This is a genomic window from Nonomuraea sp. NPDC049637 (genome assembly GCF_040675235.1).
Classification (GTDB): Bacteria; Actinomycetota; Actinomycetes; order Streptosporangiales; family Streptosporangiaceae; genus Nonomuraea.
On the sequence record NZ_JBFAOM010000001.1, the window covers coordinates 414,351 to 429,691 of the forward strand.

The window sequence follows — 15,341 nt, forward strand, 5'->3', positions numbered from 1 at the left end:
GCGTGAGAGCACCAACTCGTCCGCTCGGCGCGGCGATAGGCGCCGTCCTCGCCCTGTCCCTCGCCGGCTGCGGATCCTCCGCCCCGGAGGGGACCGGTCAGGTGAAGCTGACCCTCTGGCACAACAGCGCGGATCCGGCGCCGCTGCTGGAGATGTACAAGAAGTTCGAGAAGCAGTCCGGCCACAAGATCGAGCTCGTGTCCATCCCGTCCGACGGTTTCGAGGACACCACCCAGACCAAGTGGGCCACCGGCGAGCGCCCGGACATCCTGGAGTACCACGCGACGGTGAGCGGCCTGCTGGCGCTCAACCCCGCCCAGAACCTGCGCGACCTGACCGGCGAGGCGTACATCGCCAGGTCCGGCGACCTCTACCAGGCCGCCGGGGCCGTGGGCGGCAAGGTCTACGCCGCCATCACCGGCTTCCCCCAGGTCTTCGGCCTCTACTACAACAAGAAGGTCTTCACCAAGGCCGGGCTGACCCCGCCGGCGAACTTCGCCGAGCTGGCCGCCTCCTGCCCCAAGCTCAAGGCCGCCGGCGTCACGCCGGTCTTCGAGTCGGGCGGCTCGATCTGGCCCGTGCAGATCCTGCCCATCCTCTACCTGGCCGGCGCCAACCAGGCCAACGCCTACGGCAAGGCCATCGCCGGCCACAGCAGCACGCTGGCCGACCCCGGCTCGCCCTTCGTCGCCGGCCTGACCGCCTACGCCAAGCTGAAGGCCGACGGCTGCTTCAACAAGGACATCGTCACCGCCAAGTTCGAGGACTCGATGAAGGCCCTGGTGACCGGCGAGGCCGCCATGGTCGCCCAGCACTCCGACATGCTCCCGGCCCTGCTCGCGGCCGCCGGCGGCGACCAGAAGACCGTGGACGAGTCCGTCGGCTTCGTCGGCCTGTCCAGCGACAAGCCGCTGGTGACCTACGCGCCCGGCCCGATCGGCACGTTCTACCTGCCCAAGACCGGCGACTCGGCGCGCGAGAAGGCCGCGCTCGACTTCGTGCGCTTCATGACCGGCCCCGCCTACGCCGAGTACATCGCCGCGTCCAAGACCTTCCCGGTGCTCAAGGACGTGCCCGGCCCGCAGGGCGTCTCCTCCGTGCTGCAGGACGTCAAGAAGGCCTACGACACCGGCGCCGTCATCGCCTTCAACTCCGACATCCCCGGCATGGGCGGCCTGGCCCAGCTCATGTCCGAGCTGATCGCCGGGCAGAAGGACCCGCAGAAGGCGGCGACCCAGCTCCAGGGCCAGGTCGAGCAGGCGGCCAAGGCGGCAGGGCTGCCCGGATGGTGATGCGGAACAGGGCGGCCTGGCTGCCGTGGGCGCTGCCCGCGATCGTGCTGGTCACGGTCTTCTTCGTCGCCCCGTTCCTGCTCAACGTGCGGTTCGCGTTCTCCTCCTGGACGAGCTTCCGGGCCGAGATCACCTGGAACGGGCTGGAGAACGTCCGCACGCTGATCGACCAGGACCTGCTGGCCAACGCGGTCACCGTGACCGTGCTTTACGCGATCCTGTGCATGGCGATCCAGAACACGGTCAGCCTCTCGCTGGCGCTGGCCCTCCAGCGGACCAGCCGGATCAACACCGTCTTCCGCTCGGCGTTCTTCCTGCCGACGCTCATCTCGCCGCTGGCCGCCGGGTACATCTGGCGCGGGCTGCTGGCCCCCGACGGGGCGATCAACTCCTTCCTCGGCATCGAGTGGGCCTGGCTGGGCGAACCGTCCACCGCGCTGGTGGTGGTGGCGTTCATCGACGCGTGGAAGTGGAGCGGGCTGATCACCCTCGTCTACATCGCGGGCCTCAACTCCATCCCGAAGTCGCTGCTGGAGTCGGCGACCGTGGACGGCGCCGGCCCGTGGACCCGGCTGCGGCGGGTGGTGTTCCCGATGCTCGCCCCCGCGCTGACCTTCAACGTGGCCGTCACGCTGGTGGGCGCGCTCAGCGCGTACGACGTGATCGCCGCCACCACCGGCGGCGGCCCCGGCGACCACACGCGGGCCCTGAACGTGGTGATGCGCCAGCAATGGGGACAGGGCTTCTTCGGCTCGGCCAGCGCGCTGGGGTTCACCGTGACGCTGCTGGTGATCGCGACCGCCGTGCCCCTGGTGTGGTGGCTGCGGCGCAGGGAGGTGACGGGATGAGAGCGGCGCTCAAGTACGCGGCGCTGACGGTCTTCGCGGTCCCGTGGGTGCTCGTGCCCGTCTGGCTCGTGGTCGTCAACTCCTTCAAGCCCGCGGGCGAGGCCGCCGAGCTGGGCCTCGGCCTGCCCAGGACGTGGGCGATCGCCGAGAACTACGGCATCGTGCTCGACCGGGGCGGCTACCTGACCGGGCTGCTCAACAGCCTCAAGGTGACCGTGCCGATCGTCATCGCGGTGGTGCTGCTCGGCGCGGCGGCGGCGTGGGCGTTCGGGCGCAGCCGGTCGCGGTGGCTGCAGGCGGCCTACTTCGTGATGGGGCTGTCGATCCTGCTGCCGCCGTCCATCATCCCGACCGTCTACCTGCTGCGCGCCCTGTCGCTGGACGGCGGCTCGCTCGGCTACGTGCTGACGATGACCGGCTGCCGGCTGGGCGTCGTGATCTTCCTGGCCACCGGGTTCGTCCGGGCGTTCCCGCCGGACCTGGAGCAGGCCGCCGCCATCGACGGCGCCTCCCGTCCGCAGGTGTTCGTGCGCATCCTGCTGCCGCTGCTGCGGCCGGTGCTGTTCGTCGGCGGCGTGATCCTGATCATCAACGTCTGGAACGACTTCTTCTTCGCCCTCTTCCTGCTCCAGGGCAGCGCGAACGCCACGCTGCCGCTGAGCCTGTTCCAGTTCGCCTCCGGCACCCTGCAGAGCCTGAACTGGAACCTCGTCTTCGCCCACGTCCTGCTCACCACGCTGCCCCTGGTGGCGGTGTACGCCGTCGCGCAGAAGCGCGTCCTGGCCGGCCTCACGGAAGGTGCACTGAAGGGATGACCACGCACGACATCGCGCTCGACTGGGTCAGGCGCGAGATCAAGGAGGGGCGGCTGCCGTGCGCGGTGTTCGGCGCCGCGACCTCCGACGGGATCCAGGTGCTGGAGGCGTTCGGCGCCCACGACGGCCGCGGGACCAGGACCGACGACCACTTCGCGCTGTTCTCGGTGACCAAGCCGCTGATGGGCCTGCTGGCCCTGCGCCAGGTCGAGCGCGGGCTGCTGTCGCTGCGCCGCCCGCTGCGGGACGTGCTGCCGGGCTTCGCCCGGCCCGACGTCACGCTCTGGCACCTGCTGACCCACACCAGCGGCATCGCCGAGCAGACGCTGACCCCCGACGACCTGGTGGAGCACCTGCTCACCGCGCCGTCGCTGTTCGAGGCGGGCACCCTCAGCCACTACTCCAACCTGGCCTTCGCCGGGATCGCGGAGATGGTCCGCGACGTCACCGGCCGCGACGTGGCCGAGCTGGTCGACTCCGACCTGAACACGCTGGTGCCGGGCGGCGGGCGGATCACCTTCGACCCGGCGTGCGAGGCGGCCGAGGTGCACGGCCTCGAACTGCTCGGGCCCGGCTTCGACTTCGACGCGTTCGTCCGGCTCCGTCACCCGGCGGGCGCGCTGTTCTCCCGCGCCGAGGACCTGCTGGCGCTGGGCGGGGCGCTGCTGCGCGGCGACCGCGCGCTCATCCACCCGACCACCCTGGCCGCCATGACGACCCCGCAGACGACGGGCCTGGTCAAGCTGCAGCCCGACCCGGTCAACGCCGGTCAGGACTGGGGGCTCACCTGGAACCTGCGCCACTCGGCCCCCGGGCTGCTGGACCGGCGGCTGTACGGGCACGGCGGCGCCTCGGGCTGCCAGTGGTGGATGTACCCGGAGCAGGACGCGTGCTTCGTGCTGCTGATCAACGTGATGGCGCCGAGCCTGTCCGGCGTCGACGTCGACGGCCTGCACAACGCCTTCACCACCGGGCTCGATGCGTGAACCGGGACTCGGGGGTGCTCGACGTGCAGGTCTCGGGCGCGCAGACGCCCTACATCCGGCCGGCCCCGCCCGGTGCGCGGGCGGGCCTGACGTGCGGCCTGGCGGATCCGGTGGGCGTGGACGAGCCGTCGCCCCGCCTGTCGTGGGACGCCCGGACGACCACGGAGGCCACCGTGGCGCTGTCCGCGGACGGCCGCGAGGTGTGGCGGTCCGCCGTGCCCGCCGGCTCGCACGGCGTGGACGTGCCGGACGAGCTGCTGACGCCGCTGACGCCGTACACGTGGGAGGTGGAGGGGCTGGCGGCGGGCGCGTTCACCACGGGCCTGCGGGCGCGCGGCGCATGGGAGGCGCCCTGGCTGCCGGGCGATCCCGAGGCGGCGGTGAGCCTGCGCGGGACGTTCACCTGGCGTCCCGCGCCAGGACGCGCCTGGCTGGCCGCCACCGCGCTCGGCGTCTACCGGGCGCTGCTCAACGGCGCGCGGCTGGGCGAGGAGGAGCTGGCCCCCGGCTGGACCGACTACGGCCACCGCACCCGCTACCGGCTGCTGGAGCTCACCGACCTGCTGGCGCCCGGCGAGAACGAGCTGGAGCTGTGGCTGGCTCCCGGCTGGTACGCCGGTCACGTCGCCGGCGGCGGCCCGCGCCGCTACGGTGACCGGCCCGCCGTCAGCGCCCAGGTGCTGGTGCGGGACGACGACGGCCCGCGCCGCGTGTTCGCCACGGACGCCGCCTGGACCCGGCGGGACCTCGGCCGCCCGCGCGCCGACCTGGTGATGGGCGAGACCGTCCAGGCGCCCGCCGAGGGCACCGGGCCGGCCGGGACGACCGCCGCGCCGGAGATCCTGGTGGAGGCCGACCCCGCTCCCCCGGTCCGGGTGATCGGCACGGTGCCCGCCGTGTCGGTGACCGAGCCCGCGCCGGGCGTGCAGGTGGCCGACTTCGGGCGGAACGTCGTGGGGCGCGTCCGGCTGCGCGTGGACGCGCCGGGGCCCGTGCGGATCGTCGTCCGGCACGGGGAGGAGCTGACCGCGACCGGGCGGCTCTACACCGACAACCTGCGCACCGCGGGCCAGCGTGACGAGTTCGTCCTCGACGCCGGATCACACGTCGTCGAGCCCGCCTTCACCCTGCACGGGTTCCGCTACGCGGAGGTCACCGGCTGGCCGGGCGCGCTGACGCCGGACGACCTGGAGGCGGTGCTGCTGTCGTCCGCGCTCGCTGTCACCGGCTCGCTGACCGTGAGCGATCCCGCCGTGCGGCAGCTCGTCGCCAACATCGGCGCGTCGGCGGACGGCAACCTGGTGAGCGTGCCGACCGACTGCCCCCAGCGCGACGAGCGGACCGGCTGGACGGCCGACATCTCGGTGTTCGGCTCGACGCTCAGCTTCCTGCGGCACACGCAGGCGTTCCTGTCCGGCTGGGTGACGACGCTGATCGACGGGCAGCGGGCCGACGGCGCCGTCCCGCACGTCGCGCCGGTGCTGCCCGAGTACGGCTACGACTCCCCCGTCTGGTCCGACGCGCTGGTCGAGGTGCCGTGGCTGCTGTGGCGGCGCTACGGCGACGACCGCACGTTGCGCCGCGCGTACGACCCGATGCGGCGGTGGGCCGCCTACTGCCTGGCGCAGTCCGACGACGGCCTCCGGCCGGGCCGGGCGCTGGGCGACTGGCTGGCCCCCGGCACGGTGGAGACGCCCAGGAGCCTCATCGCCACTGCCGCGCTGGCCCGCAGCCTCCGTCTGATCGCGCACGCGGCCACCGTGCTCGGCGAGCCGCACGCCCCCGAGTACGACGAGGCCGCCGCCCGCGTGTCGGACGCCTTCCGGCGGGCCTTCCTCGACGGCCCGCGGCTGCGCACCGAGACGCAGACCGGGTACGCCGTCGCCCTGGCCTGGGATCTCGTCCGGCCGCAGGACCGCGCCGCGGCGGCGCGGGCGCTGGCCGACCTGGTCCGCGCCGACGGGCACCGGCTCATGACCGGCTTCGTCGGCACCCCCCTGCTGCTGCCCGTGTTGTCGGAGACCGGCCACCACGACCTGGCGTGCCGGATCTTCAACCAGGAGGGCTACCCGTCGTGGCGCTACCAGCTCCGCGCCGGGGCGACGACCATGTGGGAACGCTGGGACGCCTGGCACCACCGGTACGGCCTCCAGACGCCGGCCATGAACTCCTTCAACCACTACGCCTACGGCTGCGTGGGCGACTGGCTGTTCCGGCACGTGGCCGGCCTGGGCGACGACCCGCGCGGGACGGGCGGCGGGTTCGGCGAGCTGCTGCTGCGTCCGGGGCCCGTGCCGCTGCTGCGGCAGGCGCACGCCCGCTACGCGAGCGCGTCGGGGGCCGTCGAGTCGGGCTGGCGGGCCGGGCCCGACGGGGTGCAGTTCACCTTCGCCGTCCCGCAGGGCGTGAGCGCCCGCGCGGTGCTGCCCGTACGCGGCGCCTGGGACGGGATGACCGTCAACGGCACCTTCCTCATGGGCCTCGGCGAGCAGCTGCCGACCACCAGGCTGGCCGACGGCGGCTGCGCCCTCGACCTGCCGCCGGGCCGCTGGTCGTTCACGGCCCCCGCCGCCGCCACGTCCCACCTGCTCCAGGAGTGGGACGACCTGGGCCGGTGAGCCGCGCCCGCCCGGCGCTCAGTCGGGGACGCGGCCGGGGACGCGCCCGGCGCGGCGGGACGTCAGGCGGTCGGGGGCCGGCCAGCGCACGGCGTGGGCCCAGCCCGCCCGCTCGAACCAGCGGATCAGCCGCGCGCTGGGATCGAGCTGGCCCTTGAGCACGCCGTGCCGGGCGCAGGTGGGGTCGACGTGGTGCCAGTTGTGCCAGCCTTCGCCGAGCGTCAGCATCGCCACCCACCACACGTTGGACGACCGGTCCCTGGTGCGGAACGGGCGGTCGCCGAAGGTGTGCGCGATCGAGTTCACCGACCAGGTGACGTGGTGCACGACGGCGTAGCGGACCAGGCCGCCCCACAGCAGCCCGCTCCACGCGCCCGCCCACGACATCGACCAGAGCCCGCCGGCGGCGGCCGGAAGCGCGAACGACAGCAGCACGACCGCCGGGTAGGCGGCGTCGAAACGGCGGACGTCCGCATCGGCCAGCAGGTCGGGCACCCAGTGCCGGCGGCTGGAGCGCTGACGGGCCGTGTAGAACCAGCCGATGTGGGCGTGCAGCATGCCGCGCAGCAGGGCCGGGCCGCTGTCGCCGTAGCGCCACGGCGAGTGCGGGTCGCCCTCGCGGTCGGCGTACTTGTGGTGGCGGCGGTGCTCGGCGGCCCAGAGGGTGAGGGGGCCCTCGACGGCCATGCCGCCGGCCAGCATGAGCGCGATCCGCAGCGCCCGATTGGCCCTGAAGGCGCGGTGGGTGAACAGGCGGTGGTAGCCGATGGCGATGCCGAAGATGCTCACCAGGTACATCACGACCGCGATGGCCAGGTCGCGCGGGCCGATGCCCCAGCCCCAGGCCGCCGGCACCGCCAGGGCCAGCAGCAGCACGGGCAGGACGACCAGGACGACCAGATAGGCGGCGCGGCGGCCGGTGGTGACCGTCACCGTCTCCGCCGTGCCCGGCTGCGGCAGGGGTGACGTCACGTTACCTCCCATGAGCGGTACGGGGTCGATCAGGCTCCTTATTCAATGACCAGGCTCATGTACTGCGGCAATGTCCTGACAGTGACGGAGTAATTACCGTGAGGCGCCAAAACAATGCACTCGATTGTCATGAAGAAAGGGTGTGAAGCCTCCCTAGATTGTGATTGCGCAACGTGATCATCCCAGTGCGCTCCGATATCAGGCGGAAGGTCCACGAATGGGTGCTGTCGATCAGGCGACCACGGGCGGCTATCTGGACAGGTACGACCAGGCGCTGGCCAAAGACCCGATATCGGCGTTCGGCCTGGTCCGGGAGTGGATGCGGACCGACTGGCGGAGCCTGTTCGCCGAGCTGCGCGAGCGGCGTCCGGTCTTCGTCACCCCCGCCTTCACGGTGGTGACCCGCTTCGCCGACGTGACCGAGGTGCTCGCCCACGAACAGGTCTTCTCCGTACGCGCCTTCGCTCCCCGCCTCGACGCCGCGCTGGGCGCCCCGTTCATGCTGGGCCGGGACGCCACGCCGATGAACTGGCGGGAGAAGGGCCTGATGCAGCTCATGCTCGCCCCGGAGGACGCGGCCGGCGTGCGCGAGCTGACCGGCCGCCTGGCCGACGAGCTGCTCGACGCCGCCGGGCCGGGCGGGCGGCTGGAGGCGGTCGAGGCGCTGTTCCGCCCGGTCGCCCTCGGCGTGTGCGCGCGGTATTTCGGCGTCCCCGGCCCCGACCCGCGGACGCTGGGCCGCTGGACGCGGGCCGTCGTCGCCGACGGCTTCGCCAACTTCCTGGGCGACCCGCAGCTCCGGGCGGCGTCCGTCAAGGCGGGCGCCGAGCTGGTCGGGTACCTGCGTGACCTGCTCGCCGAGCACCGGGCCACGCTGCGGGCCGGCCGGGAGCTGCCCGACGACGTCTTCGCCCGGCTGGTCCGCACGTCCCCGCCCGGCGTCCCCGACGACCGCATCGTGATCAACATGGCCGGGCTGCCGCTGGGCTTCGTGGAGAGCGCGCCGGGGGCCATGGCCGAGGCGGTCGAGCAGCTCCTGCTGCGCCCGCGGGTGCTGGCCGAGGCGACGGCCGTCGCCGGCGATCCCGAGCGGTTCGACCCGTACGTCTGGGAGGCGCTGCGGTTCAGCCCGTTCTTCAAGCTGCTTCCCCGGCTGTGCGAGCGCGACCACGTGCTGGCCGCCGGCACGCCGCGCAGCACGGTGATCCCGGCGGGCACGTTCGTGCTCGCGGCGCCGGCCTCGGCCATGTTCGACGCGGACGTGGTGCCGGAGCCCGATGAGTTCCGCCTCGACCGTCCCCCGCACCATCGGCTGTTCTTCGGCTCGGGCCATCACGCCTGCCTCGGCGTGCACGTGGCCGCGGTGGTGATCGCCGAGACCGTGCGCCGGCTGCTGCTGCGTCCCGGCGTACGGCTGCTGCCGCCGCCGGAGGGACGGGTGGAGCGGTCACTCGGCATCTTCCCCGACGCCTTCGCGCTCGGGCTCGGCGCCGGCGTGCGGGAAGGCTGACGATGGCGGTGAGCCGAGCACGCAGCATCGCCACGGACGGCCTGTCCAACCGGCTCAGGTTCCTGGCCCTGACCCACAGCCGGCCCCTCTGGGACCTGCTGCAGAGCAGCCGCCCGGTGCGGCGCCGGATCAACGCCTCGCTGATCGACCACGCGATCCGCGAGATGCCGCCGCGCCCCGAGCCGCTGAGCACCATGGCCGGCTACACCTCGTGGGCCTCGCTGACCGACCGCACCTACAGCGGCAGGCACCTGCCTCCGGTCGCCGTCCCCGAGGGGCGGCTGCCCACGCCCGAGAGAGCCGCCGACCTGTTCGCCCGCGGCGAGTCCATGATCCCGTGCCCGCGCTCCACGGTGCTCTTCGCGTACTTCGCCCAGTGGTTCACCGACGGCTTCCTGCGCGGCGACGTCAACCTCCCGCGCGACCCGCGCAAGAACAGCTCCAACCACCACATCGACCTCAACCAGGTGTACGGCCTCGACGAGGCGGCCACAGCCGCGCTGCGCGCCTTCGACGGCGGGCTGCTCAAGAGCCAGTCGGTCGGCGGCGGCGAGTTCCCGCCCTACCTGTGCGAGAACGGCAAGATCAAGCCGGAGTTCGCCCCGCTGCGCGTCATCCGCTTCGACCAGCTCTCCGACGCACAGCGCGACACGCTGTTCGCCACCGGCAGCGACCGGGGCAACGGCCAGATCGGCTTCACCATGCTCACGGTGCTGTTCCTGCGCGAGCACAACAGGGTGGCGCGGCTGCTGGCCCGGGAGAATCCCCGCTGGGACGACGAACGGCTGTTCCAGACCGCCCGCAACATCCTCATCGTGCTGCTGATCAAGCTGGTCGTCGAGGAGTACATCAACCACATCACCCCCTACCACTTCCGGTTCGCCCTCGACCCGTGGCTGTCCAAGCGGCTCGACCGCGCGGCCTGGCACCGGCAGAACTGGGCCTCCGTCGAGTTCAACCTCGTCTACCGCTGGCACAGCCTGGTCCCGTCCCGGCTGTCGGTGGCCGGGCGGGAGCTGCCGATGGCCGAGACCTTCTTCGCCGGCTCGCTGATCCCCGGCCCCGGCCTCGGGCGGCTGTTCGAGGACGCCTCCCGCCAGCGCGCCGGCCGCATCGGCCTGTTCAACACCGACCCGGTGCTGCGCGAGATCGACGTGGCCAGCCTCGCCGACTCCCGGGTGCTGGGCCTGGCCCCGTACAACCGCTATCGCGAGCACTGCCGTTTCCCCCGGGTGCGCGCCTTCGAGCAGATCACCGGCGACCGGCGGGTCAGCGGCGCGCTGCGCGACCTCTACCGCGACGTCGACGACGTCGACCTGTACGTCGGGCTGTTCGCCGAGGAGCCCGGCTCCCCCGACGCGATCCTGCCGCCGCTGCTCACCAAGATCATCGCCATCGACGCCTTCTCCCAGGCGCTCACCAACCCGCTGCTGGCGCCGCGGATCTTCAACGCCGCCACGTTCTCCCCCCAGGGCCTGCGGATCATCGCGGCCACGCGCACGTTGTCGGACGTGCTGCGCCGCAACACGCCCGAGGACCCGGCCCCCCGCTTCGTCAGCATGTCCCGGCGGGCCCGGCCATGACCGGCGACGACGATCCGGCCGCCGGGCACCTGCGCGCCCTGGCCCGGGAGCTGGTGGACGTCGCGGTCACGATCCACGGCGCGGCGTCGCACGCCACGGCCGCGCTGACCGACGACGCGCTGCTGCGAGCCGTGCCGCGCGCCCCCTCGGCGGCCGCACCCGCCTACCGCGCGCTGCTGCGGGCCACGACGAACGGCCGCGGCCTCGGCTGGTCCTTCGCCGGGGGCCGGCCGGCCACCGCGGCCGCCAAGGCCGGCGCCATGCTGGGGGCCGAGAGCCTGGCCGTGCGGGTGCTGGCCACGTCGTTGCGGCTGCGGGTGGCGGCGGTGGCGCTCGCCCATCCCGAGCTGACCGGGGATCCCATGCTCGTCCGGCTCATCGAGGCGGCCGCCGCCGACCGCGACGTGGAGGCCGTGCGGGCATTGCGCGCCCTGCTCAAGGACCGTGGCGCGGTGCGCGCGCTCAGCCAGCTCGCGCCGGTCTTCGGCGAGGTCCTGGCGCTGCGCGCGTTGCTGGACGAGAACCCGCTCAACGACGCCGCCGCCTGGCTCATCGCCACGGGGACGGGCTTCGCCACCGCCGATCCACTCCTCGGACTGAGCAACAGGGCGATCGCCGTCCTCGACGTCGGGGAGGGCGCCGCGCGCCGGGTCGAGCTGAGCGCGGCCGAGTCGGCCCGGCTGTGCGCGCGCGGGTCGCTGCTCGGCTTCCTGTCCAACATCAGCACGATCGGCACCACCGGGCGGGCCCTGCTCCAGAGCGTCGAGGGGCCGGACGGCGTGATCCGCCACGTCCTGCACGCGCCCGGCATGCGCCTCGGGCGTCCCGACGGCGAGTCGCCTCAGGACCTGCTCGGCGCGTTCAGCAGCGCCGTCCTGGCCGCCAGCCCCTACAGCCGCGCCCTGGCACGGGCCGTCGCCGACTACGGGTTGCCGCCGGGCGCCGAACTGGCGCTCGTCGGGCACAGCGCGGGCGGGGCGGCGATCATGAACCTGGCCCAGGACCCCGCCTTCTGCGCCCGGCACACGGTCACGCACGCCGTCGCCGTCGGCTCGCCCGTCGACTTCAAACGCCCCGCCGACCCGCGCACCTGGGTCGCCAGCGTCACCAACCAGCACGACATCATCCCCACCCTCGACGGGCAGGGCGCCGGCACCTGCTTCGACCTGCACCCCGACTGGTACGTGGTGGACTACAGCGATTCCACCCACATGTTCCCGCAGTGCCACAGCGTCGAGCGCTACCTCGCCAACCTCACCGACGACCTGCCCGAGGCCCGCGACGTCATCGAGCGGCGGCTCGCCCCGTACCGGGGGCGGGTCGTGCGCTCCCAGGCGTACCTGCTGTTCGACCGTCCGCCCGGTCCGGAGCGGTCGCCCTTGCGGGCCGTGCCGGTCGACGGGTCCGAGGGGGGCGTCGAGCTGCCGATCAGGTGCCGCGACGGCGAGGCGCTCACGGCCTGCTTCGCCGTCAGCCCGGCGGCGGTGGCCGGGCTGCTGGAGGGCACGGGGCTCGGTCCCGTCGTACGGGTGGCGGGGCGGGCGCTGGTCGTCGTGCACGCCGCCCGGAACCGGCACACCGGCGTGGGCGACTACGCGGAGTTGCAGGTCGGCGTCGTGGTGCCGGGGCCGTTCCGGTCGCCATGGTGGGGGTCCCGTCTTCGCGACCTGCTGCGGGGCGCGGACGTGCGCCGCTGCGGCGCCTTCCTCGTCGGCTCGGCGGCCGACAGCGCGGCCGTCCAGGCCCTGGGCGCGCGGCTGTGGGGCGGCGAGACGTACCTGACGGCTCTGGAGCTGCGGCTCGGCCCGCGGTCCGCGCATCTCGCCGCCGACCGGATCCTGACCCTGCGTGGCCGGCTCGGTCCCGGCCTGCCGCTGAACGATCCCGGCCTGGTCGGCTACGCCCGCGAGGCCGGCGCGGTGCTGCGGTCCTGCGTCCGCGCCCGCGGGCGGGCCCGGCTGCACGCGGCGCCGTCACTGCGGCTGGCCGTCGAGCCGGGATCGGCCCACCCGCTGGCCGGCCGGCTGCGCGAGCTGGGCCTCGACGGCGCCCGCCCGCTGCTGTGCCTGTCGGCCACCACCCGCCGGACGCTCCGGGACGCCGCCGTCCCGCTGCCGACGGCCTGACGGAGGAGCCATGCCCGCCCGGATCGCCGCGATCGTCGCGCACGCCGAAGTCCTGCGCGCCGACGCCCGCGCCCTGGCCGCCTGCGCCGAGCGGCTGCGTGCCGTCGAGGCAGGCCTGAAGACGGGCGACGGGACGCCTGCCTGGTTGCGCGCGGCGGTGGCCGCCCATCTGGCGGCGTGCGTGACCGCCGCCGCCGACCTGGAGGCGTCCGCCCGCCACCTGCTCCGCTACGCGGACAAGGCGGGCGCCGAGCAGACCGGGCGCCGGCGGCCCGGTCGCGACGAGCCCGGCCGGTAGCGGCGCGGGGTCAGCCGTCGGCCCGCGGCTCCGGCTGCTGTTCCGGGCCGGGCCGGGCCGCCGGCTCCCGCGCGGCCCGGCCTTCGGCGGCCTTGGCCCGCGCCTCTGCGCGCACCAGGTGGACGACGCCGACGATGAAGGCTCCGCCGACCACGACGGGGGGCGCGAGAGCGGCCACGATCTCGTACACAGAGACACCTCTTTCCGGGCTGCCCGCCCAGGATATGCAGAACGGCTGCGCCTCGGCGGCGCCGGTTGCTCGACCAGGCCGCCGAGCTCTGCGGCGCACGCCCCCGCGCCGTGGGGCCTAGAGGGCGAAGCAGACCAGCGGCGCGATCAGCACCGCCAGCGGCCCGCTCAGCTGCAGGACGGCCGCCGAGTAGGCCGCCGCCGACACCCAGCGCGGCCGGCCGCGCCCGTCGAGCAGGCGCTCCAGCCGTTCCGCCACACCGGCGTCGGCCAGCGCGAACGCGGCCGCCCCCGGCTCGGCGCCACCGCCCGCCATCCGTACCAGGGCCCGCGCCAGCGGCAGCTCTCCGTGCACGCGGCGGGCGTGGTCGTCGGCGATCATCTCCAGCAGCACGGCCACCGCCTCACGGGCCGTGCGCGCGGCGGGCAGCCACGAGAACGCGTGCGACAACGCCACGAACGGCAGCAGCGCCAGGTGGTGACGTCCACGCGCGTGCGCACGCTCGTGCTCCAGGACGGCCCGCAGCTCGGCCGGCCTCAGCGCGTCGAGGGTGCCCTGGCTCAGCACGATGCGCCGGCGCCTGCCCGGCACGCAGTAGGCCACCTGCCCGGACACCGGCAGCACGTAGGCGTCGTAGGCCGGATGATGATCGGCCACCACGTCGACCAGCAGGCGCTGCCGCCGCCGCTAGCGAAGGGTCTTGGCCGTGGCCCGCGCCGTGTGCACGGACAACCAGCTCAGCAGCCCCGCCGACCAGGCCAGGGCCGGGAGGTGCAGCGGGCGGGCAACGGTACGACCAGGCGGCTCCGGCCAGGGCGCGGGCGACGCGGCCGCCCAGCGTCACCGGCAGCAGCGCCACTCCGGCGGCGGCGAACCAGGCGATCACCGCGCCGGTCCGTCCTGCTCCTCCAGCGCCTCGCGCAGCGCCGCGGCCACCTCGGGCGTCACCGTGCCGACGAACCGCTGCACGGCCGCCACCACGTCGCCCGCCTCCGCCAGGGCCGCGCGCATGGCTTCGGCGACGAAGGCGTCCTTGCCCGCGGTGGCCTTGTAGAGGTGGGCCCGGCCGACGCGCTCGCGGACGACCATGCCCTTGTTCGCCAGGCGCATCAGCACGGTAAGCACCGTCGTGACGGCGGGCCGGGAGGGCAGGCCGGCCGCGAGGTCGTGGGCGAACATGCCCTGAGGATGCCGCCACAGGGCTTCCATGATCGACCGTTCGAGATTGCCGAGCTGCATCCGCGCCCCCTCCCGGGTCCTGCCCGAAGGAGAAGGCTACCGCCAGGACGTGCTCGGGAGTCCGTACGGGCGGGCCCGCCGATGAGTTTCGCGGGCACGGCCGGTCTGTCCCTGTGCCTCGAGAAACCGCGACCGATCAGTGAGGGACCATGAGCGCGAACGCACTACCGCCCGTCGTCGACGCCGAGACCTGGCGGCTCCGGCTCGACGAGCTGCGGGCCAGGGAGAAGGCCGCCACCCGTGAGCTCGACGCCATCGCCGCCCAGCGCCGTCGCCTGCCGATGGTGCGGATGCCCGACTACGTCCTGGAGGGCGAGGACGGGCCGGTCCGGCTGGCGGACGTCTTCGCGGGCAGGCGGCAGCTGATCGTCTACAACCACATGTGGTTCCCGGGCAAGGAGTGGCAGTGCCCGGGATGCACCGGGTTCACCGCGCAGTTCACCCGCCTGGAGTTCCTGGACGACTACGACGCCCGCTTCGTCGTCGTCACCCAGGGCCCGATCGACGAGGCACTGGCCTACCGGCGGCGGGTCGGCAACCGGATGCCCTGGTACTCGACGGCCGGCAGCCCGTTCGGGGCCGACGTCGGCGCGCCGCCCGGCGCGGGCTTCGCCGTGAACGTGTTCCTGCGCGACGGCGAGGCCGTGTACCGCACCTGGCACACCGACGGCCGGGGCACCGAGCAGCTCACGCACACCTTCGCGCTGATCGACCTGCTGCCGTACGGGCGGCAGGAGGAATGGCAGGACTCCCCCGGCGGCTGGCCGCGCTCGCCGGCCTACAGCCGCTGGCCCTCCTCCCAGGAGATCGCCCGCCGCTACGGGCCGGACGATCAGGTTTAGCGATCTTCCGTCATGTCAGGGG

Annotated in this window: 14 protein-coding genes; 10 read left to right on the forward strand and 4 right to left on the reverse strand. The window is 73.8% G+C overall.

What is annotated here, in order from left to right; translation table 11 throughout:
- Nucleotides 1–2 precede the first annotated feature (2 nt).
- Genes AB0J71_RS01970 through AB0J71_RS01990 form a run of 5 tightly spaced genes read left to right on the forward strand, consistent with a single transcriptional unit; the run spans nucleotide 3 to nucleotide 6,559 of the window.
- Nucleotides 3–1,292 carry an ABC transporter substrate-binding protein gene (locus tag AB0J71_RS01970; RefSeq protein WP_352326872.1) on the forward strand — a complete coding sequence of 430 codons (1,290 nt, stop codon included), beginning with the start codon at nucleotides 3–5 and terminating at the stop codon, nucleotides 1,290–1,292.
- Nucleotides 1,292–2,140: a sugar ABC transporter permease gene (locus AB0J71_RS01975; protein WP_364412028.1), complete on the forward strand. Its 849-nt coding sequence runs from the start codon at nucleotides 1,292–1,294 to the stop codon at nucleotides 2,138–2,140. The genes AB0J71_RS01970 and AB0J71_RS01975 overlap by 1 nt, the downstream gene beginning before the upstream one ends.
- The gene (locus AB0J71_RS01980; RefSeq protein ID WP_364412031.1) at nucleotides 2,137–2,955 is read left to right on the forward strand and encodes a carbohydrate ABC transporter permease; all 819 of its coding nucleotides are present in this window, start codon (nucleotides 2,137–2,139) and stop codon (nucleotides 2,953–2,955) included. Before AB0J71_RS01975 ends, AB0J71_RS01980 begins: the two co-directional genes overlap by 4 nt.
- Nucleotides 2,952–3,941, forward strand: coding sequence for a serine hydrolase domain-containing protein (locus AB0J71_RS01985; protein ID WP_364412034.1), 990 nt, complete (start codon nucleotides 2,952–2,954; stop codon nucleotides 3,939–3,941). Before AB0J71_RS01980 ends, AB0J71_RS01985 begins: the two co-directional genes overlap by 4 nt.
- On the forward strand, nucleotides 3,938–6,559 hold the full coding sequence (locus AB0J71_RS01990) for a family 78 glycoside hydrolase catalytic domain (RefSeq protein ID WP_352327688.1): 2,622 nt from the start codon (nucleotides 3,938–3,940) through the stop codon (nucleotides 6,557–6,559). Before AB0J71_RS01985 ends, AB0J71_RS01990 begins: the two co-directional genes overlap by 4 nt.
- Before the next feature lie 18 nt (nucleotides 6,560–6,577).
- Here the strand turns inward: AB0J71_RS01990 and AB0J71_RS01995 are convergent, their stop codons facing one another.
- The gene (locus AB0J71_RS01995; RefSeq protein WP_364412037.1) at nucleotides 6,578–7,531 is read right to left on the reverse strand and encodes an acyl-CoA desaturase; all 954 of its coding nucleotides are present in this window, start codon (nucleotides 7,529–7,531) and stop codon (nucleotides 6,578–6,580) included.
- 217 nt (nucleotides 7,532–7,748) lie between these two features.
- Here AB0J71_RS01995 and AB0J71_RS02000 point away from each other — a divergent pair, with 217 nt between their 5' ends.
- The 4 genes from AB0J71_RS02000 to AB0J71_RS02015 are packed head-to-tail and all read left to right on the forward strand — an operon-like array spanning nucleotide 7,749 to nucleotide 13,048.
- Complete coding sequence (locus AB0J71_RS02000; protein ID WP_364412040.1) at nucleotides 7,749–9,041, forward strand: cytochrome P450; 1,293 nt, start codon at nucleotides 7,749–7,751, stop codon at nucleotides 9,039–9,041.
- Nucleotides 9,042–9,043: 2 nt separating this feature from the next.
- A complete protein-coding gene (locus tag AB0J71_RS02005) occupies nucleotides 9,044–10,624 on the forward strand; it encodes a peroxidase family protein (protein ID WP_364412043.1) in 1,581 nt (526 codons plus the stop codon).
- The gene (locus AB0J71_RS02010; RefSeq protein ID WP_364412046.1) at nucleotides 10,621–12,750 is read left to right on the forward strand and encodes a hypothetical protein; all 2,130 of its coding nucleotides are present in this window, start codon (nucleotides 10,621–10,623) and stop codon (nucleotides 12,748–12,750) included. The genes AB0J71_RS02005 and AB0J71_RS02010 overlap by 4 nt, the downstream gene beginning before the upstream one ends.
- A gap of 10 nt (nucleotides 12,751–12,760) precedes the next feature.
- Nucleotides 12,761–13,048, forward strand: a complete 288-nt coding sequence (locus AB0J71_RS02015) for a hypothetical protein (RefSeq protein WP_364412049.1) — start codon at nucleotides 12,761–12,763, stop codon at nucleotides 13,046–13,048.
- Between the two features lie 10 nt (nucleotides 13,049–13,058).
- Here the strand turns inward: AB0J71_RS02015 and AB0J71_RS02020 are convergent, their stop codons facing one another.
- From AB0J71_RS02020 to AB0J71_RS02030, 3 genes are all read right to left on the reverse strand, one after another.
- The gene (locus AB0J71_RS02020; protein WP_364390829.1) at nucleotides 13,059–13,238 is read right to left on the reverse strand and encodes a hypothetical protein; all 180 of its coding nucleotides are present in this window, start codon (nucleotides 13,236–13,238) and stop codon (nucleotides 13,059–13,061) included.
- Nucleotides 13,239–13,355: 117 nt separating this feature from the next.
- Nucleotides 13,356–13,898 carry a M56 family metallopeptidase gene (locus tag AB0J71_RS02025; RefSeq protein WP_352331124.1) on the reverse strand — a complete coding sequence of 181 codons (543 nt, stop codon included), beginning with the start codon at nucleotides 13,896–13,898 and terminating at the stop codon, nucleotides 13,356–13,358.
- Nucleotides 13,899–14,120: 222 nt separating this feature from the next.
- Complete coding sequence (locus AB0J71_RS02030) at nucleotides 14,121–14,477, reverse strand: BlaI/MecI/CopY family transcriptional regulator (protein WP_352331123.1); 357 nt, start codon at nucleotides 14,475–14,477, stop codon at nucleotides 14,121–14,123.
- Between the two features lie 149 nt (nucleotides 14,478–14,626).
- On the opposite strand from AB0J71_RS02030, the gene AB0J71_RS02035 reads away from it, so the two are divergent.
- A complete protein-coding gene (locus AB0J71_RS02035; protein ID WP_364390832.1) occupies nucleotides 14,627–15,319 on the forward strand; it encodes a DUF899 family protein in 693 nt (230 codons plus the stop codon).
- The last annotated feature ends 22 nt before the right edge of the window (nucleotides 15,320–15,341 follow it).